The sequence below is a fragment of the Chryseobacterium endalhagicum genome (assembly GCF_016745235.1).
In the GTDB taxonomy this organism is placed as follows: domain Bacteria; phylum Bacteroidota; class Bacteroidia; order Flavobacteriales; family Weeksellaceae; genus Chryseobacterium; species Chryseobacterium endalhagicum.
Genome location: NZ_JAELVM010000001.1, coordinates 773,232 through 795,925, shown reverse-complemented (window position 1 = coordinate 795,925; position 22,694 = coordinate 773,232). Strand labels below are relative to the sequence as shown.

At 37.6% G+C, this 22,694-nt stretch carries 16 protein-coding genes; 4 read left to right on the top strand and 12 right to left on the bottom strand.

The window, feature by feature from the left end:
• Nucleotides 1–78 precede the first annotated feature (78 nt).
• Both JET18_RS03540 and JET18_RS03535 read left to right on the top strand, forming a co-directional pair.
• Nucleotides 79–2,841, top strand: a complete 2,763-nt coding sequence (locus JET18_RS03540; RefSeq protein ID WP_202089232.1) for a TonB-dependent receptor — start codon at nucleotides 79–81, stop codon at nucleotides 2,839–2,841.
• Between the two features lie 213 nt (nucleotides 2,842–3,054).
• A complete protein-coding gene (locus tag JET18_RS03535) occupies nucleotides 3,055–4,914 on the top strand; it encodes a CocE/NonD family hydrolase (protein WP_202089231.1) in 1,860 nt (619 codons plus the stop codon).
• A gap of 219 nt (nucleotides 4,915–5,133) precedes the next feature.
• Here JET18_RS03535 and JET18_RS03530 read toward each other — a convergent pair whose 3' ends face one another.
• The 3 genes from JET18_RS03530 to speB all read right to left on the bottom strand — a co-directional run bounded on the left by JET18_RS03530 (nucleotide 5,134) and on the right by speB (nucleotide 7,873).
• A complete protein-coding gene (locus JET18_RS03530; protein ID WP_202089230.1) occupies nucleotides 5,134–5,745 on the bottom strand; it encodes an alpha-ketoglutarate-dependent dioxygenase AlkB family protein in 612 nt (203 codons plus the stop codon).
• Nucleotides 5,746–6,085: 340 nt separating this feature from the next.
• The gene (locus JET18_RS03525) at nucleotides 6,086–6,946 is read right to left on the bottom strand and encodes a bifunctional helix-turn-helix domain-containing protein/methylated-DNA--[protein]-cysteine S-methyltransferase (protein ID WP_202089229.1); all 861 of its coding nucleotides are present in this window, start codon (nucleotides 6,944–6,946) and stop codon (nucleotides 6,086–6,088) included.
• Nucleotides 6,947–7,015: 69 nt separating this feature from the next.
• Nucleotides 7,016–7,873: an agmatinase gene (gene speB / locus JET18_RS03520; protein ID WP_202089228.1), complete on the bottom strand. Its 858-nt coding sequence runs from the start codon at nucleotides 7,871–7,873 to the stop codon at nucleotides 7,016–7,018.
• A 657-nt stretch (nucleotides 7,874–8,530) separates the two neighbouring features.
• On the opposite strand from speB, the gene JET18_RS03515 reads away from it, so the two are divergent.
• Complete coding sequence (locus JET18_RS03515; RefSeq protein ID WP_202089226.1) at nucleotides 8,531–9,190, top strand: HAD family hydrolase; 660 nt, start codon at nucleotides 8,531–8,533, stop codon at nucleotides 9,188–9,190.
• A 196-nt stretch (nucleotides 9,191–9,386) separates the two neighbouring features.
• Here JET18_RS03515 and JET18_RS03510 read toward each other — a convergent pair whose 3' ends face one another.
• The 6 genes from JET18_RS03510 to JET18_RS03485 all read right to left on the bottom strand — a co-directional run bounded on the left by JET18_RS03510 (nucleotide 9,387) and on the right by JET18_RS03485 (nucleotide 16,814).
• A complete protein-coding gene (locus JET18_RS03510) occupies nucleotides 9,387–10,781 on the bottom strand; it encodes a type III PLP-dependent enzyme domain-containing protein (protein ID WP_202089225.1) in 1,395 nt (464 codons plus the stop codon).
• 110 nt (nucleotides 10,782–10,891) lie between these two features.
• Nucleotides 10,892–11,767, bottom strand: coding sequence for a tyrosine-protein phosphatase (locus JET18_RS03505; protein ID WP_202089224.1), 876 nt, complete (start codon nucleotides 11,765–11,767; stop codon nucleotides 10,892–10,894).
• A gap of 134 nt (nucleotides 11,768–11,901) precedes the next feature.
• A complete protein-coding gene (locus JET18_RS03500) occupies nucleotides 11,902–12,531 on the bottom strand; it encodes a thiamine diphosphokinase (RefSeq protein ID WP_202089223.1) in 630 nt (209 codons plus the stop codon).
• Entirely contained in the window at nucleotides 12,521–13,090 is a 570-nt protein-coding gene (locus JET18_RS03495; RefSeq protein WP_202089222.1) for a cob(I)yrinic acid a,c-diamide adenosyltransferase, read from the bottom strand. The genes JET18_RS03500 and JET18_RS03495 overlap by 11 nt, the downstream gene beginning before the upstream one ends.
• Nucleotides 13,091–13,477: 387 nt before the next feature.
• Entirely contained in the window at nucleotides 13,478–15,898 is a 2,421-nt protein-coding gene (locus JET18_RS03490) for a TonB-dependent receptor plug domain-containing protein (protein WP_202089221.1), read from the bottom strand.
• 331 nt (nucleotides 15,899–16,229) lie between these two features.
• A complete protein-coding gene (locus JET18_RS03485; RefSeq protein WP_202089220.1) occupies nucleotides 16,230–16,814 on the bottom strand; it encodes a hypothetical protein in 585 nt (194 codons plus the stop codon).
• A gap of 179 nt (nucleotides 16,815–16,993) precedes the next feature.
• Between JET18_RS03485 and JET18_RS03480 the strand changes: the two genes are divergently transcribed.
• Nucleotides 16,994–17,485: a DinB family protein gene (locus JET18_RS03480; RefSeq protein ID WP_202089219.1), complete on the top strand. Its 492-nt coding sequence runs from the start codon at nucleotides 16,994–16,996 to the stop codon at nucleotides 17,483–17,485.
• Nucleotides 17,486–18,188: 703 nt separating this feature from the next.
• Here the strand turns inward: JET18_RS03480 and JET18_RS03475 are convergent.
• The 3 genes from JET18_RS03475 to JET18_RS03465 all read right to left on the bottom strand — a co-directional run bounded on the left by JET18_RS03475 (nucleotide 18,189) and on the right by JET18_RS03465 (nucleotide 22,534).
• Nucleotides 18,189–19,289 carry a linear amide C-N hydrolase gene (locus tag JET18_RS03475; protein WP_202089218.1) on the bottom strand — a complete coding sequence of 367 codons (1,101 nt, stop codon included), beginning with the start codon at nucleotides 19,287–19,289 and terminating at the stop codon, nucleotides 18,189–18,191.
• Between the two features lie 178 nt (nucleotides 19,290–19,467).
• Nucleotides 19,468–20,424, bottom strand: a complete 957-nt coding sequence (locus JET18_RS03470) for a helix-turn-helix transcriptional regulator (RefSeq protein ID WP_202089217.1) — start codon at nucleotides 20,422–20,424, stop codon at nucleotides 19,468–19,470.
• Between the two features lie 382 nt (nucleotides 20,425–20,806).
• Nucleotides 20,807–22,534, bottom strand: a complete 1,728-nt coding sequence (locus JET18_RS03465; RefSeq protein ID WP_202090700.1) for an ABC transporter ATP-binding protein — start codon at nucleotides 22,532–22,534, stop codon at nucleotides 20,807–20,809.
• Nucleotides 22,535–22,694: the final 160 nt, after the last annotated feature.

Sequence of the window (22,694 nt, the reverse complement as noted above, 5' to 3'; positions counted from 1 at the left end):
TTCAACAAATATTTACGAAACATCCCCGATCGGGGATGTTTTTTTTATACTTTTACGCCTTAAAAAAACAGCTGTTTCATGAAGAAAATATTATCGATGCTGATGCTGGCATTTACGGTTTTTATCCTGCATGCCCAAAGTCTGCATATCGACGGGAAAGTATCGGATCCTGACAAAAAACCTGTAGAAAACGCTACGGTTTATCTTCTGAAAGAAAAAGACTCCTCCATCATCAATTATACAGCGACCAATAAAGAAGGGAAATTCTCCCTGAAAACAGATGGTCTGAATGAGCCTTCCCTTTTAAAAATAGATGCTGACAAATTACAGTCCTATTCTAAAAAACTGGAAAAAATCAGCCAGTCGCTGACTTTGGGAGATATTGAGCTGGAAAAAAACAAAGTAACGAGCATTGATGAAGTGAAGATCACGGTTTCTCCGGTAAAGATCAAGAAAGACACCATAGAATTCAATGCTTCTTCCATCAAAGTACGTCCTGACAGTAAAATCGAGGAACTTCTGAAACAGATTCCTGGTGTAGAAGTGAATAATGACGGAAAAATTACTGTTAACGGAAAGGAAGTGGATCAGATCATGATCAACGGAAAGCCTTTCTTTGATAAAGACGGCAAAATTGCCCTGCAAAACCTTCCTGCTGATATCATTAAAAACATCCAGTTTACCACCACTAAAACCAAAGAGGAAGAACTGAGCGGAAAAACAGCAAAATCCAATAATACCACCATCAATTTCAATATTGATGAAAAGAAAAATAAAGGACTGATCTCCAGAGTAACACTGGGATACGGTTCAGATAAACGATATGAAGGCAGCGGACTTGTAAGTTATTTTAAAAATGACACCAAAATCAGCCTCCTCGCCTCTTCGAATAATATCAATTCGCAGGGGTTTTCCAATGATGAGGTTTTCGACAGTATGGGAAATGGCCGGAATTCCTGGATGATGCAGGGCGGCTCTGTTTCTACGGTGGGAAATACCACCTATTACAATCAGGGCGGCGGAAATGCTAAAGGAATTCAAAGATCCACTACCATTGGTTTCAACTACAGCGATAAACTGGGAAAAGATGCGGATCTGGATTCGTTCAGCCTGATGCATTCGGATTCCAATATGGAAACAAGGTCGAAAGTTTCCAGAACGACCCTGCTGCCTGAATTTACATTGAAGACAAATTCAGAAACCAACGGGGAAAGCGAAAACAAGCAGTACAGTTTTGATACTTCGGCAAGAATCAATCTGGATTCTCTGACGAGTGTTTATATTTCACCAAGATTCACCCATTCTAAAAGTTTCAGTTTCAACAATTCGAAGTCCACAACATTTAAAGATAATACCCTTCTGAACGAAAGTGATTCTTATACAAGTACAGATTCGGAAAACAATTCATTCAATCCATCCATTTATTTTTCAAAAAAATTCAGAAAAAAGGGACGTTCCATGAATGCAAAAATGAGCGGAACCATCTCTGAGTCCAACAGCGATAATCTTAACCGTTCTCAAACGACATTTTACCAGAGCTCGGACCCGAATGACAACAGAAATCAGCTCGCCAGAAACAAAAGCCAGAACAATATGTACAGCTTCGGAGCGGGATATACGGAGCCGGTTTCCGATTCTGCATCCGTGAGCTTTGAAGTAAATTACAGTTCAAACGCTTCAAGAGATTTCAGAAATGTCAACGATTTTGATACCTCCACCGGGCAGTATTCAGAGTACAATACCGCTCTTTCCAACAGTATGAGGCAGAAAATTAACAAGATCATACCCGAGGTTTCCTTTGAGCTTAACAAGAAGAAATTCAATATGTGGGCATCGGTCAATCTTGATATTTCGGATATGAAAGTGAATTCTGTTTTTAACGGACAAAATTACGGTCTTCAGAAAAATTTTGCGCTTCCGGGATATAACCTGAATGTACAGTATGAGCTTGCTGAAAACAAAAGATTAAGCCTTTTTAATTATGCCGATTTTAATATTCCGGGAGCAGAACAGCTGACGCCTTATGAGGATACTACCAATCCTCTGATCGCGTACACCGGAAATCCGGACCTTAAAAACACATGGACGAACAACACGTATCTGTATTTTAATAATTACAATATGGTGAAGAACATGAGTTATTATTTCAATATCGGTTTTACCTACAGGGATAATGATATTGTGAATTATTCAAAGTATGACAGCTCGGGAAAACAGCTCGTTACGTATGACAATATAAGCGGGAACAAGAGTTTCAATGCCGGAGGTGGTTTCAGCAAAAGCTTTAAGTGGAAAAACAACAAGGTATCGATCAATCCGAGATTCAACATGCAGTACAATTACAATAAAGGATATATCAACGGGCAGCTTTATACCAGCGACTCGTACAGCATGAATCCGGGGATCAATCTTACGTATGAACTTAAGGATAAATTCACCATTAAACCTTCTTACAGACTGGGCTATAATTTTTCAAAATACACGAACTACAGCATCGACAATGTAAACACGGCCAGCCAGGCCCTGAAACTCGAGCTTACCAATTATCTTTTCAAAAGCAGGCTGGTCTTCGGAAATGATTTTGAATACAATACAAATTCCAATATTGCTCCCGGTTTTAAAAGGGATTTCTACTTCTGGAACACGAGTTTAGGATATTCATTCTTCAATAAACAGTTCACGGCAAAAATGAAGATCTACGATGTTCTGAACCAGAATCAAAGTGTGAGAAGAACCATTTCCAATGCGTATTTTGAGGACCGTGAGGATCTTATTCTGAAGCGGTACATCATGTTTTCCATCAGCATGAAGCTTAACAAATTTGCAGGGAAGAAGTTGTAAGAGAACAGCTTTCCTCCCTGAAATTATGATTAAAAAATCTGTCTGATCTGCAAAATCTGCGCGATGAAAACTCACGCAGATTTTGCGGATTACGCTGATGAAAAATTCAACGGCTTATTTACAACACTGTTTTTCCTTGTTTTTCTGCTGAAAGATTGAATATATGTGTATACCGGAGCTATTTTATTTCTAAATTAGCGGTAAATTTTATTTATGAAGATCCATATTTCAATTTTATTTATTTTCTTGTTTATCCTTGGAAGTGCGCAGGCTACGGACCAGAAAGATACATTCGTTAAGGATAATTTCACCAAAAAAGAATTTTATATCCCCATGCGTGACGGGGTAAAACTTTTCACTTCGGTGTATATCCCGAAAGATATTTCCAATAAAAACAAATATCCTTTCCTGATGCAGAGAACCTGCTACAGCATTGCTCCTTACGGGGAGAATGAATACAGAGCCAAACTGGGACCTAACCAGTATCTGATGAAGGATAAGTACATTTTCGTATTCCAGGATGTACGCGGAAGATACATGAGTGAAGGGACTTTCACCAATATGACACCTCAGGTAGACCGTAAAACGAAAAAGGATATCGATGAAAGTACAGATACGTATGACACGATAGAATGGCTTCTGAAAAACATTAAAGACAATAACGGAAAGGCCGGCCAATACGGAACTTCATACCCAGGATTTTACACTGCGGTAGGCATATTGGCGCAACACCCTGCTTTGGTAGCTTCATCGCCTCAGGCTCCAATTTCGGATTTCTGGAATGATGATTTTCTTCACAACGGCAGATTTATGCTTGGCTATTTCAGAACGTTCCCTGTTTTCGGAATCCAGAAAACGAAGCCTGAAAACAAGGCCTGGTATATGGATACCTTCGTAAAACAGACCTCTGAAGACGGTCTTAAGTTTTACAGAGATATGGGAACTTTAAAAGACGGCTATGAAAAGTATTACAAGAATAATTTCTTCATGACCGAGATTATGAACCATCCCAATTATGATGAATACTGGCAGAAAAGAAATCTTCTTCCCTATTTGAAAAATGTAAACCACGCGGTAATGACTGTCGGCGGATGGTTTGATGCAGAAGATCTTTCAGGGCCGTTAAATATTTACAAGACCATAGAAAAAACAAGCCCAAAAGCTAAAAATACAATTGTCATGGGACCTTTCTCTCACGGCGCATGGGCACAGGAACAAGGGAAGCATTTCCATAACCAGATCTATTTCGGGGATAGTATTGCTACGTATTACCAGAAGAATATTGAAACTAAATTTTTCAATCATTATTTGAAAGGAAATACAAAAGAAGATGCGGGACTTCCGGAAGCTTTGATGTATGACACAGGCGCAAAAGAATGGAAAGAATTTGCTTCTTATCCTCCTAAAAATGCTCAGAAAATCAATTTCTATTTAACGGATGGAACTTTAAAAAACTCTGCAGGACAAGGCTTCTCGGAATATTACAGTGACCCGAACAATCCGGTTCTAAGTTCTGATAACCTGAAAGATTTCAATGGTTTTACACCTAAAAATTATATGTCCGAAGATCAGAGATTTGCAGTGGGAAGACCGGATGTTTTAACGTTTACCACAGATGTTTTAACCGAAGACATCAGCTTTGCAGGAGAAATCATGGCTAAACTGAATATCGCCAGCTCTTCCAGCGACGCGGATTTCGCGGTAAAACTGATTGACGTTTATCCTGAAGATTTTAAACCTAAAGAAAAGAAAGACGGTGTGATCTATCCTAATTATCATCAGATGGTAAGAAGTGAGATTATGCCGGCAAGGTTCAGAAATTCCAGAGAAAAGGGAGAAGCGTTGGTTCCAAACCAAAAAACTGCTGTGAATTTCAGACTGCAGGATGTGGTGCACACCTTCAAAAAAGGACACAAGATCCAGATTCAGATCAGCAGCACATGGTGGCCGCTTTTTGCCATCAACCCACAAAAATTCATGGACAATCCAAATTTCGCTACGAAAGAAGATTATACGAAAGCTTTTATCAAAGTGTATAATGACAGTTCTATTGAAGTGGAAGTTCTGAAATAAAATGATGGTGGCTGAGGCTCCCGAAGCCACCAATCGCAAGTATAGATATCTGAAAACATAAAATCCGGTCGCTGAGGTTCTCGAAGCGACCGGATTTTTTTATGATAGGCACTGGTGGCTTCGGGAGCCTCAGCCACCAGTTGTGCAATTTGTCTGAATAAAAAATGGCGACAATACTATTCTTAACATAAAAAAGAGGTTTCCGAAGCCTACTTATTTTTACTCTTCAATTGTTCTGAAAGTAAGATTCACCCGCGGCGTTTTCACTTTGGTGGTTGGCGGCAGTCTGTGCAGCCAGTTTTCCTGCGTGGTTCCCTTCATGATCAGCAGACTTCCCTCTTCCAGGAATATTTCTACCTTTTCTTTGGTTGTTTTATGTTTGAAGAGAAATTTTCTTTCCGCTCCGAACGTCAGGGATGCGATGGCTCCGTGTTTTTTAAGATCCTTTTCCCCGTCGCTGTGGTAGGCCATTCCTTCGCTTCCATCGTGGTACAGATTAAGAAGGCATGAATTATAGGTTTCTCCTGAAACTTCTTCACACTTTTTCTTTAGTTCGAGTAATTCCGGGGTCCAGAACTTAGCCTGCTTTGTCCGTTTTGAATAGGTGTATTCAAAGGGTTTTTCTCCAAACCATGCAACTTTTCTTTTCGTTAAAATTAATTTTCCAAAGATCACGGCCTCATCATTTTCCCACGGGATCTGATTGAGCAGATAATCATAAAAGAAATCTGATCTTTCTTTGTCAAAGACTTTTCCGTAATAGTGGACTGTTCCGTCATTAGGAAGAATATTCAACGGATATTCTGATATTTCTTCAAACAGGCTGTTCATGATTTTTAATTTGTAAAAAGTATAATGTATTGATGACTTTTTAAATGTTTTTTAACCACAAAAGTCGCAAAAGTTTTAGTACACTTAAGTTTTTTAAGTTATTATTAAAATAATGAATAAAGTACACTTAAGCTTTTTTAAAAAATCAAAGATTTTTATCCGGCAATATTGCTTTATATATATTGAGTATTCGCATCAACAGGAACGGGCTTTAGCCCGTTTGTTTATCAATAAAAACATTCAATTGGCTTTAGCCAAAACCTAAACTTGTCTATTTAAAAATAGTAATTTTTTAAAATAAACCGTAATGCTTTTGTAACTTTTGTGGTTGAATAACAGATTAAAGCAGAATAGAATTTTCAGAGTACATACGTGAGCTTTCCCAACCCACCATCATCTGTTTTCTTTCACTTCCCCACTTATAACCACCGATGTTTCCCGTAGACTGAATCACACGGTGACACGGAATAAGAAATGCCACCGGATTGCTACCGATTGCAGTTCCTACCGCTCTGGATGCATTCGGGTTGCCAATTTTTCCGGCTAAATTTCCGTAGGTGGATAGTTTTCCCATGGGAATAGAAAGAAGGCTTTCCCAGACTTTCAGCTGAAAATCGGTTCCTTTAAGATGTAATTTTATTGTGTTGAGTTTCGTCCAGTCCTTATCGAATATGGACAGTGCGTTTTTCTGAATAGCATCCTGCTTTTCAAAAAAAGAAGCATTGGGAAATTTAGCATATAAATTCCCCAGTGCTATTTCTTTATCGTCTTCAAAAGCCATGTAGCAGATCCCTTTTTCTGTAGATGCTGCCATTACATATCCAAAAGGACTTTTGGAAAAACTGTAATTGATATTCAGGCTTTTTCCGCCGTTTTTATATTCCGCCGGAGACATTCCTTCTATGTTCACAAAGAGGTCATGAAGCCTGCTCGTGCTGGAAAGTCCCGTCTCATAAGCGGTATCAAATAAACTCGCTTTTTCTTCCTTCAGTAAATTTTTAGCATGTTCAAGGCTGATGAACTGTAAAAATTTCTTCGGACTTGTTCCTGCCCATTCCGTGAATATTTTCTGAAAATGAGCCGGACTCAGGTGAATATTCTCTGCCACTTCCTCCAAACCTGGCTGAAGCCTGAAATTGCTCTGGATATAATCTATCGCCTTCGCAATTCTGTTATAATCTATCTGACTTTGTGTGGACATAGTATTTCTTTTTTACCTCACAAATTTCCAAAGAATATAGGGCAGAAAAAATCTGATTCTTGCGGAATTTTAGTTATTGTTATAAATATGGTTGTACGCAAGCATTTTGTAATACAGTTTGGCGGCTAAGAAAGCAGTGGGTTTAGCCATCGGCGAATCCATTAATTCTACAATATCAAAAGCTACTACATTGCATTTTTCAAATACTTTTCTCAGTAATTCCAGGGTTGGATACCATTGAAGTCCGCCCGGTTCCGGAGTTCCTGTAGAAGGAGCAATGGATGGATCGAAAGCATCAAGATCAATGGTGATATACACATTTCCTGAAACTTTTTCCAGAACATCATTGATCCAGTTTTCATTTACAGCAATTTCATGAGCAAAAAACACTCTTCCTTCCGGCAGATATTCAGCTTCTTCAGCATCCATAGAACGGATTCCCACCTGAACCAGGTTGTGCTTCTGATTGGCTTCAAAAACCGCACATGCGTGGTTAGAAGTAGATCCATGGAATTCAGGACGTAAATCTGTGTGTGCATCCAGCTGAAGAACAGTAAGGTTTTCAAACTTCTCTCCTACTGCACGGATAGAACCGATAGATACGGAATGCTCACCTCCGAAAAGGGTAAATACTTTCCCTTCATTATTCAGAAGTTCTTTTGTTTTTTGATAAACGGCTTCCGTCATGGCTTCAGGCGTAGAGTTTTCAGAAACGTCTCCGGCAAGATATACCCCGTCAAGGTAAGGTTCAGTTCCTGTTTCAATGTCATAAAGCTCCATGTTTTCGGAAGCATTTAAGAATAATTCAGGGCCTTTGTCAGCTCCTTTTCCCCATGTTGAAGTTCCATCGTAAGGAACGGTTACCAGCATTACTTTAGCGTTTTCCAACGTTGCATTTTCTTCAGGAATTCCTGCGTATGTTCTCATGTTTTATTTAAAAATTTAAATGATTTAAAGATTGAAATATTTACGGCAAAGATACGAAATACTGTTTGAGTTATTAGTTATGAATGATGAGTTATTAGTTTCGGGGCTCGGGATCCGAGTTTGAGAGTTTGAGAGTCGGAGAGTTTTAGGGTTTGAGAGTTTCGGGGTGCGCAATTCGGGTTTGCGAGTAAGAAGATTCGGGAATTATAAATTATTAGGATACGTGATTCTGAGTTGGAAAATTTATGTCAGTAAATCCGGAAGCATTGAATGAACCGGCAAATACCTGGCGGCTTAGGCTCCCGAAGCCACCAGAAGTAATCTCTTCTGTCTGAAATATAAAATCTTGGTTCTTGGCTCTTGATTCTTTAATCCCCAATTCACTATTCACTTGCCCCGCAAAATTCACCATTGCCATTTCTTAACCTCAATCTCAGTCTTAACCTTAAGTCTGATGTCTGATATCTGGAGTCTGATATCTAAAATGTTGATTCTAGTATTCACCATTCACTTGCAAAGCAAAATTCACCATTGACCTTTTAAACCTTCCCTGGTTCCTCTTCCTTGCCCCTTCCTCTTTTAATTCATAACTTATAATTCATAACTCATAACTTTCTCCCTTTAAATATTAAATCCTATTTTTGCAAAAAACAAAATATGTCCTTAAAAGCTGTTCTTTTCGATATGGACGGGGTTATTGTAGATACGGAACCACTGCACAGAAAAGCTTATTTTACTACATTTCACGAGCTGGAAATTGATGTTTCGGAAGAACTGTATACTTCTTTCACCGGAGCCTCTACCAAAAGAGTATTTGAAACATTGATTCAGCAATACGGCTTAACGCAAACCCATGAAACCGCTTCGGGCATCAAAAGATCACACTTCAAGAATTATTTTGATAATGATGAAGACTTTGATCTGATTCCCGGGGTGAGAGAGCTCATTAAGCATTATCATGAAAACGGGATCAAGCTTATTCTTGCTTCTTCCGCAACGATGGTAACGATCAATATGGTTTTCGAAAAATTCGGACTTGAAGAGTATTTCAGCGGGAAGATCAGCGGTGCCGATTTAAAGGAATCCAAACCGCATCCGGAAGTATTTCTTCTGGCCGCAGAAATGGCAGGAGAACCTGTAGAAAACTGCATGGTGATTGAAGATTCCACGAACGGAATTTTAGCCGCACACAGAGCTGAGATATTCTGTGCCGCCTACAGAAGCCCGCACTCAAAAAATCAGGATTATACTTTAGCGGATATCGTGGTTTCGGATTATGCAGAACTGGAACTGGATAAGCTTTCCAAATATTTTTAAATGAAAAAGCTCTCAAAATTTGAGAGCTTTTTTTATTGTATCTGCGGGATTTCTTCATGAGTTAAGCATCTTCATTATTCTTAAACCTTAACAAAAATCTTAATGGTTAAAATTGAAACATTAAGAAAGAATTGAGTTGTTAAGAGTATTAAGATGAGATTGCTTCGTCACTTCGTTCCTCGCAATGACGGTGTCTTTATTTGTAACCCAGGATTTTCAGGATGTCTTCAGGTTCCTGTTTTTCACGGAAAATTTCATACTGAAGGTCACCGTTTTCATCTTTCTGGATCAGAACGTGTCTTGGCTGCGGCATCAGACAGTGATGCACACCGCCATATCCTCCGATTGTTTCCTGATAAGCTCCTGTATGGAAAAATCCGATGTACAGAGGTTTTGTATCACTGAAAACCGGCAGATAGATCGCGTTGGTATGCTGTTCAGAATTATAATAATCATCTGAATCACAAGTTAATCCACCTAAGAATACCCTTTCATAGGTATCTTCCCATCGGTTCAACGGAAGCATGATAAAGTGTCTGGAGATCGCCCAGGTATCAGGAAGTGTGGTCATGAATGAAGAATCAATCATATTCCACTTTTCTCTGTCGTTCTGACGTTTCTGAGAGATAATTTTATAAAGGTTTGCACCGCTTTCTCCTACTGTAAAGCTTCCGAATTCCGTATAAATATTAGGTTCTTCCACTCCTTCTTCTTCACAGAATTTTTTGATCTGAGAAACGATTTCTTCTACCATATACTGATAGTCGTATTCGAAGTTTAAAGACGTTTTAATGGGGAAACCTCCACCAATATTCAGGGAATCTACCTCAGGAGCGATTTTCTTCAGACGCGCGTATACACGAAGACATTTGTATAATTCGTTCCAGTAATAAGCCGTGTCTTTGATCCCGGTATTAATGAAAAAGTGAAGCATTTTCAGTCTTGCATTCGGATGCTCTGCAATTTTCTGGCTGTAATAAGGAATGATATCTCTATATCCGATTCCTAACCTTGAGGTATAAAATTCGAATTTAGGTTCTTCTTCGGAAGCAATTCTGATCCCGATATCGAAAGTGGTATCAATGCTTTCGGTAAGTTTATCCAGCTCACGGTAATTATCCAGGATCGGGGTAATATTTTCAAAACCATTGTTGATCATATCTGAAATTTTCACCAGATAATCATCCGTTTTGAATCCGTTACAGATTACTTCAATATTCTTATCTACCTTACCTTTCTCATAAAGAGATTTTACAATATCCATATCATATGCGGAAGAAGTTTCGATAGAAATATCGTTTTTAAGAGCTTCTTCAAGCACAAAGTTGAAATGGCTGGATTTTGTACAGTAGCAGTAGGTATAATTCTTTTTATATTCGGTTTTCTCAAAAGCTTCCCTGAACCAGCTCTTCGCCTTCTGGATATTTTGAGAAATTCTCGGCAGGTAGCTAATTTTTAGCGGGGTGCCAAATTTTTCAACGACTTCCATTAAAGGAACATCGTGAAATAACAAATTGTTCTCAGAAACATTAAATTCCTCCGTAGGAAAATACAATGTCTGATCAATAAGTTCCGAGTACTTTATTTTCATTTCTTGACAAGTGAATTACGAAATGCAAAATTGCTAAAAAAGTTTGATTTTCGAGCGTTAAATTTATTATAAATTTCAAAAGAAGATCCGTTGAAAACCAGAGCTGATTATCAATTTGTAAACTTCTTAATATATTCTTCCCTCTTATCTTCTGAAATTCCCAGAACCTGTTGAATATAAGTATCCACAGAACCATATTTCTTATTGATTTCATCAAAAGCCGCATCGAGATAGCCAGCTTCCACCCAGCTCAGCTTTTCGAGGACTTTTACATCCATTTTCGGATAGAGGAAATGTAAGTTATCTGCCAGCTTAAGTCTTTTATGAACCAGTTTTTGTCTGTAATTATTGGATAACAGATAATCATTGTAAATGGTTTCCTTATCAAATTTTAAAATACTTAAAATCAAAGCCGTTGTAATTCCTGTCCTGTCTTTTCCAGCGGTGCAGTGATAAAGGACCGGCTGATCGGATTCCAGGATTTCTGTGATGATTTTTCTGATCACCTCAGGATTCTCGGTTACATATTCACGGTAGAAATCAATCATTCTTTTGTCGGCATCAGAGCCGTTTACTTTTCCTTTCAGAACGAGTTTTTTAGCCTGGGTAAGCTGATCTCCCTCATCTTCAAAAGCTGAATATTTTTTATACACCATATCATTGGGAAGCTGATCGGGTTTATCAGCTATTTCTTTAGAATTCCTAAGATCTATAACTTCCTTTATTCCTAATTTTTCCAGTTCCCTAAATGATTTCTTTTTCAGTTTATGAAGATGGCCGCTTCTGTAGAATTTGCCTTCTTTTAAAACCCTTCCATCAGAATTTTTAATATTTCCTACCGTCCGGAAATTATATACTTTTTTAATCTCAACCTGTTTTCCGTTTTCTGTTTTTCCATATTCGGATGTGGAAAAGTTCTGCGTTTTACATGAGAAAATACAGAGGATTGAGATGAGAAAAAGTGATATTTTGATTAGGGGTTTCATTTTTTTGACCACAGATTTCACGGATTTGCACAGATGTTTGCGCTATAGTTTTTGCATTTTGGCTAAAGCCAATTAGATTTTATATTTTTTTTAATGGGCTAAAGCCCATTTCTATTGATATTTCCTATTTTTCTTTACAAATAATTCTTTCCTATAAAAATCAGCAGATCTCCTTTTTCATATTCAATGGAAACCTGATCTTCCACTGCAAAATTCCGGGTCCCGATTCTTGAGGTGATGCTTAGACTTCCGTTTGTCAGAGGCCAGTTCAATCCTGTTGTTGTAATATTTTCAACAGATGGAAAAGGATATAATGAGATCATTTTATTTTTAACTCTGTTCAGTTTAAAATTTTTCGGGACAAAATAATATTCAGAAAAATCATCATAAAATTGTATACTCATTTGATCTTTAAATGCAAACGCTACCGTAAGATTTCCTAAAAAATGATCCTGCTCGCCGCCGCTTCCGCCAAAAACATCAACTTTATTAAAACCTCTTTCTGCAATAAGATCAAGTGCTTTATGAAAATCTGTCCTGTCCTGATCCGGTGTATGAATAAATTTTTCATGATACACGTTTTCATCTGCTCCTGAATGAGAATCAAAATCACCCGAAATAAAATCCAGTTTATCCAAAGGAAAACCCATTGTTTTCAGATAATGAAAGGCACCGTCCGTACAGGCAATCAATTCATAGTTGTGGTAATCAGGAAGCGTTTCCGGAGCATCTCCATTGATAAAAAGCAGTACTTTACCTTTCATTCGGATTCCAGTATTCTTCCGGTTCGTTATTGATTTTTGAAATATATCTTGCTAAAACAAAAAGATAGTCCGAAAGTCTGTTCAGGTATTTGATGAGCTCCGGACGTACTTCTTCCGCTTCATTTAAGAAGACAAGGGAACGTTCCGCCCTTCTGCAGATGGTTCTGGCTGCGTGTAAAAAAGTAGCCGGTTTTCCACCACCCGGTAGAATAAAATACTGAAGCGGTTCCAATTTATCTTCAAAAGCATCCATCCAGTTTTCCAGTTCTTCAATCTCCGTTTCGGAAATAATCAATGGCAGACGGGATTTTCCATTGGCCAGCATTAATTTATCAGCCGGAGTCGCCGCTTCTGAACCTACCGTAAACAGATCAAACTGAATTTTTTTCAGCTGGTTCAAAACCGCTTCATCCTCAATATGACTTTTTGAAATGCCTATGAATGAGTTGAGTTCATCTATATTTCCATAGCTGTCTACTCTGGCACTGGCTTTGGAAACTCTTGTACCGCCGTATAAAGCGGTCTGTCCTTTATCTCCTGTTTTTGTATAAATTTTCATAGTACTAAAATACTTTATTTTGTACAATGTGAAAAGTAAATGGATGAGGATTATATTAGGAAGGTCATCCTGAGCGGAGTCGAAGGATATTTTATCTTTACAATACTGTTATTATTTTACCGCAGGTTGCACAGATTTTCACAGATAATTATGGTTAAAATGATGGATTTAGGTTTTGGCTGAAGTCGGATGGACTATTTTAATTTTTGAATGGGCTAAAGCCCATTCCTATTGAATATTTGGGTGTTAATTTTTTAGATTTTATGTTTTGCCTTTTTGCTATTTTTTTTTGTTTTACCCCAGATTGCGCGGATCTTCACAGATGATTGCGTCTAAAAGGGATTTAGTTAAGCATGATAAAGCACTGCTAATTTTTTTATTTATAGATTAAAAAGTATAATTAACATTTAGCTGGAAAGTTGTTCCGTTAAATCCGAACTGGTTTACCTCCCAAGGATATTTGAACCTTCCTCCAAGATCAGTGACTACATCTCCTTTACTGTCTATTACATCCGGATAAATATTAAATAAATTATTTACGACTCCGGAAACCTTAAGATCTTTGGTGATTTTATATGTTAAAACGATGTCTGTAATCACCTTACCGGAAAATGTCTGATCTTTGGCAGGATCAGCTGCATGTTGCCATGTAACAGAACCAAAATAAGTATTATTAAGGTTAAAGTTAAACTTTGAAAAGTCATACGAAAGACTAAGAATCGTTTTTGTTTTTGGCCTTGCAGAGGTAATTCTGGATTGTTCTTTTCTATCAAAAAAGTTTTCTGAGTAACCGTTTTCAGCCAAAATAGATGGAACGGCAATATTATCTACTATTTTAGTTTCGTTATAATTGAAAGCAGCAATAACTCCCAATCTTCCTTTGCCAATAGCGGAAGTATAATAATTAGCTACAAAATCTACCCCTTCAGTAACTGTATTTACAGCATTCGTGAAAAACTTCAGAGAGGTAATTTTATTATTGTTTAATATTACTTCCACAGGGTTTGTTATATCCGGACTACCCGGAGCACCGGTCTTGTAACCAATATCTCCTGAGAAAAGCACCCGGTCTTTAATTTTTATTCTATAATAATCTGCTGTAATCGTAAGGTTCTTAAAAGGTTTTACGGCAAATCCCCCGGTAATGTTAAAGGCTTTTTCAGCATTTAATTTTTGTACCCCAAGATCAGATCTTACAATTTGAGAGTCATTGTTAAAAGTACCCTGATTAGCTACAGTATTCCCTGTAATTTTGGTTTGAACATTGGAATAGTAAATTTGGTGTAATGAAGGTGCCCGAAATCCTGTAGAAACAGACCCGCGGAAAACTAATTTATCATCCAGCAATTTATATCTTGCATTTCCTTTCCAGGAAACATTATTTCCAAAATCACTAAAGTTTTCATACCTCACAGTTCCTCCAAGTAACAGGTTTTTCGTAACATCCCATTCAGAATTTATATAAGCTCCAATATTCTGACGATTTTTATTGATTTCATTTTGAGGCTGCAGTCCTGGAAATGATTCTGCACCACTTCCTATATAAGACGCCTCCTCTCCTGCCTTTGCCTGATAATTCTCATTACGTACTTCAACGCCAGCTCCTAAAACAAACACACCAAAATTCCGGTTGACATCTATGTTTCCTATAATATTACTAAACTGATGACCACCCGCTTTAAAACGGGTTGGTGAATTTCCACCCAACGATGTATTAATAGTGTTTCCTACAACATAATCTACCGCATTAGAGCCAAAGGCAGCACTCCCATCAAAACTCCATTTTCCAAACATGCCCTTCCACCCGGAGGTTAAATTATAATCATAAACATCTGTTTTAAATTCCGGTTGAAATCCATTATAAGGTTGTCCTGTTGGAGTTAATAAACCAAAATCTGAACTTACCCAATAGGGTGTTCTATACAAACCATAACTGGTTCCATTCCTGTACGTTGTACCACCAAAAGCATAAAACTTGCCTGTTTCACCTGTTGGCAATTCAAAATTTACAAACATATTGGCAACTTTTGTCTCCGGTTGTCCTATAATCATTCCTAAACCAGGATTAGCCTGCGTCCAGGCATTATCAACACCAAAAAGTTCATCTTTTGTAACAGAACCAGCACGGTTGGTTTTATTTTGGGAAGAATATCCCAATGTAAGGTTCAAACTTCCATTTTTTGCCACTCTGATTCCTGTATTAAAATCTGCTCCGATATTAAAGCCGTCTCCTTTTGAAGTAATGCCTGAAAAAAGATTGACTGCACTTTTTCCAACGCTGTTCTTAAGAATAATATTGATCACTCCTGCAATAGCATCAGAGCCATATTGTGCAGATGCACCATCTCTTAAAACCTCTACATTCTGTAAGGCAGCAGATGGAATACTCTTCAGATCCGTACCTACCTCACCTTTTCCCGGTGTATCATTTACGTAAATTAAAGCGCTTTGATTTTTTCTTTTACCATTAACCAAAACTAATGTTCTGGAAGGCCCTAATCCCCTTAAATCTGCCGGATCAAAATGAGCCGTTGCATCAGAAACAGTTTGCTGTGATGAATTAAAAGATGGTACCGAGTACGTCAATGCTTTATCAAAAGTAATTTGTCCTGTGGATTTTAGCTGTGCTGCCGAAATATTATCAATAGGAATTGCTGATGTAATGATGGTTCTGGGCTTAGTTCTACCTGTAGTAACCACGACTTCATCTATATTGTTTTCTTTTACCGTTTCCTGAGCATATACCACAGTACCTGCTCCGCTCAACACTAATACACATATTTTTTTATTGAATGATTTTCTTTTCATACGTTGATAATAATTCAATAAATCTAGTAAAAATATAAATATTAAATACAATAAATAAAAATATATTAAAAATCCCTTTCCCGTCCTATGCAATGAATATTATTATTATTCTATAAAAAATAAGACTTGATTTATAAAACATGAAGTGGCTTATTAATAATCTGAAAAGAAATAGTAATAACTTCCTATTCTGTCTGACAAAATGAATAGCAGAAAGTAGAATAAGATGATTTCATCCGTTCTGAAACGTATTTTTCAACAGAACTGTTTCGCGAATGGTTCTCAATGACTGTGTATAAAAAATGACCGGATAAATCCGGCCACTCACAAATTATTTATTTACCTCTACATATTGTATGATGGTCTGGTTTTTAGGGTTATAGATTATTGTACTGTTGTTGGGAAACCTTTTCAGTCGGTAATATTCTATATTTTTATCGTTTTTGATATCTTCCAGGAAACTGGTATCAAAAGTATTTTCCGGAAGGAATTTAGAAACGAAGGTTATTTTATCAATGATGCTTTGTCCGTCTATTTTACGGGCTGTCTTATCAGATTTACTTTCGTCGGAGGAAGGCTGCTTTTCCAGAAACGGAAGTAAGGCAGCGATATCTGCTTTATATTTAAAGATGTATCCTTCGGAGCCATTAGGAAATTTAAATTTCTTTCCGGTATCTTCGGTTACGACTGGTTTTCCGCCATCGGGAAATACCTCATTAAATTTTACGTCCTGGGAATTCGTTAAGGAATTAATTGATTCGCTGACTGTCTTCTTCACGGTTTCTTCTACCGCCTGCTGGGCTTTCTGCTGAACAGTTTCAGTAGTTTTCTGAACAGTCTGGTCAATTTTCTCTTCGATTTTATTACATGATATTAATAAAAAAACAGGAATAACGGGCAAAATATACTTCTTCATTTCTTGAATTTAATACTGAGATGTTTTTTATTAATGCAATTTACATTTAAACGGGAAACATCCGCATATATTTTAGGAAAGAAAAAATAATTTTTAAACATTAAAAATCCTACTGACAAACTGTTGTCATAATGCTGTCATACCTTTGTATCAACAATAACAAACAAAACAATACAATTATGACAACTACAGCAACAGCCACGAAACAATTCATGTCCACAGATCAATTAATAGAGCACTGGCAAGGGCACAGAAACCTGACAAGAAGAGTGATTGAAGCTTTTCCTGAAAAAGAATTATTTGAGTTTTCAGTAGGCGGAATGAGACCTTTTGCAAAACTGGCAGTAGAGCTTATCAGCATCGCAGGACCTGCATTGAAAGGAATTATTAATAAAAATATGGAAGCTTACGATGAGGAAGGATTCAACCCTAAAACTAAAGAAGAAATTCTGAAGAAGTGGGATGAAGAAACTGAAGTGATCAACCATTATTTCAACCAGATTTCGGAAGAGCGTTTTCAGGAAACTTTCAATTTATTCGGTCAGTATGAATTCCCGGTGTATCAGAATATTCTTTACTTCGTAGATAATGAAATTCACCACAGAGGCCAGGGATATACCTATCTGAGAGCTTTAGGAATTGAACCCCCTTTTTTTTGGGAGAGATTTTAGGATCTTTGATGCCTTTATTCAGACTGAAAATGATGATTCAATCCAGACAAAAAGATGAAACAGCAGAGTCACAATTATTCAAATTATCCATTCATTAAATATAGACACCCGGATTTTGTTGTTTTTGATTTTTGTCTTTCAGTTTAAATAAAATTTTCTTTGTTCAAATTATATAAATTTCCTAAGGAGGCTGTCTAAAAAGTCTCACAATAATAATCCCCGAATCCAAAGGCTTCGGGGATTATTATTGTTGTTTATTCTTTAAGACTTATTTTTAAGACTTACTAAAACCGTCAATGATGGAAAGGAAGATTTAGATTTTTACCTGCCAATGGTCTTTGTCTTTTTTTCTTTAGAGATTATTTTTCGAGGTTGCTGGCAAAAGGAGTTATTTTATTAGACGCAAAGTTTTTACTTTAGACAATGTTAAATTTAAAGGAAAGCAAAGAATTCGACTGCGTCGTAATGAAGCGAATGGACAATACGCTCGCTTAATCGAATCAATGTAAATTGATTCCGTCTTTGCCCCCTCAAGGTATGCGGAATTAGAATGAAACTTTGCGTTAAATTTAATAATTTTTTACCACTCAGAGTTTTTACTTTAGGTGATACTCAATCTAAAGGAAAGTAAAAAATCAAAATCGAACTTTGCGTGGTAAACTAATAAAAAAAGACCGTATCAATTTTGAGAAAGCCCATATTTTTATTCAGGCAGGATACTTTTAAAGAACTTAATGATATTGGCCTTAAGCTTTACAAAGGTTTCCGAAGTACCGAATTCTTTATTATCATATCCGATGGGAAATCCTTTTTCTACATATTCGTTATTTTTATTCAGGGTCAGAGCCTGAAAGTTGTCATTGACTTTCCCCAGATTGTCTGTGTGGATATCCAAAAATTTCACAGCAGCTTTTTTGGAAAAATCCAGCTGGCGGAGATCAATGGTTTTAATTTCTTTTTTCAGATCTGAGCGAAAATACAGATTCATATTTTTTACATCAATAATGGTCTGCCACTCCCCTGCATGGATTGAATTCAAAATATTCCATGCATAATCTACCGGTTTTTTATCGTACTGATAGCTGTTAAGCATATAATAAGCCCGGTTGTAACGGTCTTCCCATTTCCCCTGTTCAGCAAAATCAAATTTCTTCTGTCCGCCTAAAAAATCAAACTGCTGAACATTTTCGAAATCTTTTTTGTACTGATTATTGCATAAAAGCGGCATCGGCATATCTTTATCCGTCAGCACTTTATATTTCCCGTTCAGCAAAGCGATTGTAGCCGTATTTCCTTTCGCATCACTCAGAAAAAAATGACTTCCCGCTGCATTCGGCCACCAGTCTATATTGGGACCTTCATTGAGATGTTCCACTACTTCCTGTACCGATTTGTAATTGTCCAGCTGATATTGAATCCACTGAGCCCAGAACATATTGGCCTGTTTGGGATTGAGGACTTTCGTCGTTTCTTCAAGATAAAGCTCAACCAGAAAAAGACCTTTTTCATTCACACCATAACACGGAAAATCATATCCCAGAAGGTTAAAAGTTACGGATCCGTATTTGGAAGTCCATGCTTTGGCATAGGCTGAATTATCAGTCGTCAGGTTTTCCCAGCTGATATTTCTTTTCTGAATATCCCGCTTATTCACCACAATCATTCCGGGCATTGTTTTCCAGTTTTCATTAAAACCAACTACACAATGGTTCTTTCCTTTCAGCAAAAACACCGAGCAGGCAGAAAGAATACCGGAATATACAAGTCCAATTAATAAAAACCCGCGTAAGAATATAGTTTTCATAATTTTATATTTATTAAAGTAAGGAAGTCTGAGGCTGGATGATGGAAGTTATTCAAATCAAAAAACAGCTACAAGATCTTTTATTATTCTTTAAAAGTTATCTCATCAAATTTGATGATCACCAGAAGTTGCAAGACTAATAGTAACTTCCATCCTCCCTCTTCCAGCTTCCCTCCTATCACTCTTCCAGTTTTCTTGAAATACCTTCAGTTAAATTTTTAATTTTCGTTTTCAAAGATTCCGGTTCCAAAATGGTTGCATAATCTGCAAAAGTGATCAGCCAGCGGGGAAAACCTTCATCAATCCATTCCGTATCAAAGATCATTTCAATTCCATGCTCTGTTTCCTTTTCTTCGATAAATCCGTAATATCTTTTTGAATTAACGATATGTCCTATTATTTTTTTCTCCACCAAAAGCCTTACCCTTGTCTTTTCGCCGTTTGAATACCTTCTGTAATCGTTGATCTGTCCGTATTCCTGGGAAAAAGGATTCTGAGTTTTAAAGATCTGAAGAATTCTGTCAACACGGAACTGCCTGAAATCTTTTCTCAACGTACAGAACGCCATGATATACCAGTAATTGAATTCAAAGAAAACGCCGACCGCTTCTACGGTTCTGTTCGTTACCCGGGAATCCACCGTTTTATATTCAATGTTCAACTGCGTTTTGTCTGCAATGCTTTCCAGAATAGTAGGAATCACATTTTTCACCGTATCTCCTGAATGGGCATGGTGATTATACACATCAATCTGCTTTTCAATATCCCGGATCAGGTTTTTATCCGAATGCCGAAGCACAGAGCGTACCTTTTCCATTGCGGTCTGGTAATGGCTTCCCAAACTTTCGTGGGAAAATTTCTGCATCAGCTTTTCCGCCGTGATAAAACTTAATACTTCCTGTTTCGTAAACATGACAGGCGGAAGCTTATAACCGTCCATCAGCGAATATCCGTTCCCCGCTTCACCTATTATTGGAATTCCGGCATTCTCAAGGGTTTTCACATCACGGTAAATCGTACGGATACTCACATCAAATTTTGCAGCAAGGTCCTGTGCCCTTACCGTGGGTTTCGACTGCAGCTGCGTGAGAATAGCCGTTACCCTGTCCAGTTTTTTAAGATAGTGATCATTCATATTGATATCGCAAATCTATCAATCTTTTTTCGTCTGAAAATATAAATTGGACTGCTTTTTTGATATTTATCGTTTACAAATTGTATTTGGTTGGAGTATGACAGGATTGATTATTGAGAAAAGTTACTTAAATAGATAAAATCTGAAGTTGGAGCCACGCAAAGGCGCAAGTTTTATGGCAAAAATATGGTATAAGGCGCAAAGATTTTATCTCCGATAAAATTGAGTACCGCTGTCATTGCGAGGAGCAAAGCGACGAAGCAATCTCAACCATTCCCCTTGCTGAAAATCTTTGATTTTCTTGCGTCTTAAAAAAGTAATATATTTTAAAAGCCTTTGCGACTTTGCGTATAAAATCTTTTGAAAAAAAGAAAAATTAAGATTAATTATCCTTAAAAGAATTCACCAGTTTATCCAGATTTAAACTTCTGGCAGAAGCATCAAAGATTTCACGGTAAGTCCCGTTAAGCTGAACCAGCTCATCATGAGTTCCGCTTTCCACTACCCTTCCTTTTTTCATCACATAAATAGTATCGGAATCCAGGATCTGTGATAATGAATGCGAAATAATTACCACAGTACGCCCTTCTTTGATGGCATCCAGAGAATTTTTGATCTGCTCTGTAGCAATAGCATCCAGACTGGCGGTGGGTTCATCAAGAAATATAATCGGAGGGTTTTTCAGAAACAGCCTTGCGATGGCAATTCTCTGCTGCTGGCCTCCCGAAAGCTGCGTGGCATCATGCTGGTAACCGTCCGGAAGATCCAGAATCTGATCATGCAGGTAGGCTTTTCTTGAAGCCTCCTGAATTTCTTCAAAACTGGCATTCATATCCCCGTAACGGATGTTGTCTTCAATGCTTCCCTGGAAAATATGGTTTTTCTGCAATACCAGCCCCAGATCATCTCTCAGGAAAGTATTGTCAAACTCATTTAAATTAACATCATCCAGCAGAATTTCTCCTGAATCCGGCAGATAAAATTTACATAAAAGATTGATCACCGTTGATTTTCCGGCACCGCTTAATCCTACGAGTGCTGTAGTTTTTCCGTTCTCTATTTTCATGGAAACATCGTGCAGCGCTTTTGTCCCGTTCGGATAGGTGAAGTCTACATTTTTCAGTTCAAAATTACCTTTGATCTCCTTTTCTACAAAAGTTCCGTTCGGTTCTTTTTCGTCATCTGCGTTAAGGATTTCGAAATATCCTTCAGCGTAGATCATAGCATCATTCATATCGTCATAAATCCTGTGAAGCTGGCGGATGGGCGCAGAAATATTGTTGAACAGCATGATGTGAAGCATAATCGCACCAATGGTCATCTGCTGATCCAGCACCAGATAAACGGTTAAAAGAATGATTAAAACCACTCCAAACTGTTCAATAAAAGTTTTTAAACCGTCGTAAATAAAGTTGGTTTTTCTGGTGAACATCTGGCTTTCCATCAGCTCCATCTGTAAATCATACTGTTTTTTTCCTTCAAATTTTTCGCGGACAAAACTTTTGATCACCATTATGGAATTGATCAGATTAAGCAACCCTGAAGTTTTTCTTTCTCTCTGATTTCTGAGCTGGCGGCGTACTCCACCCAGTTTTTTGGCCTGAAGTGAGCTGATGTAAAAATAGATCGGAACAATGATCGTGGAAACCATTCCCACATACACATTCTGCATGTACATGATGATAAGTGCAATAATGGCATTGGAGAAAAGCGGCAGTATATCGATGAAGAAGTTCTGAACCAGCCTGGTCAGGCTTTCAATACCTCTGTCTATCCTGATCTGCAGTTTTCCGGATTCATGATTTTCATCGTTGAAATAGGCAACTCTGTACATCAGGATCTTGTCGATCGCAGATTGTGCCAGCACAGAACTTACGTTGATCCTTATTTTTTCCCCGTAAAATTTCTGCCCGAAGTTGATAAAAATATTAAGCAGTTCTTTTCCCAGTAAAATAATTGAAATCACGACCAGAATATGAATCCCTTCTGACATTGGATGAGGAAGATGCGTGAGCTTCGTGACCTCATCTACCGTGTATTTTAAAACAATAGGATTGACCTGCGCGGCAAGGGCTCCTAAAAAGGTAAGAAACAGCGTCCCGTAAATCATTAAACGGTAAGGCCTGATAAATGGAACCAGCTGTTTGTAGATTCCAAATAATGTGACTGTTCTGTTAAAAGGTTTTGCCATGAGAATTCGTTAATCAAAAATTAGGCATTTTTAGGGAGAAATCAGAGTTTTTTTCAAATAAATGTTTAAAATCATATTG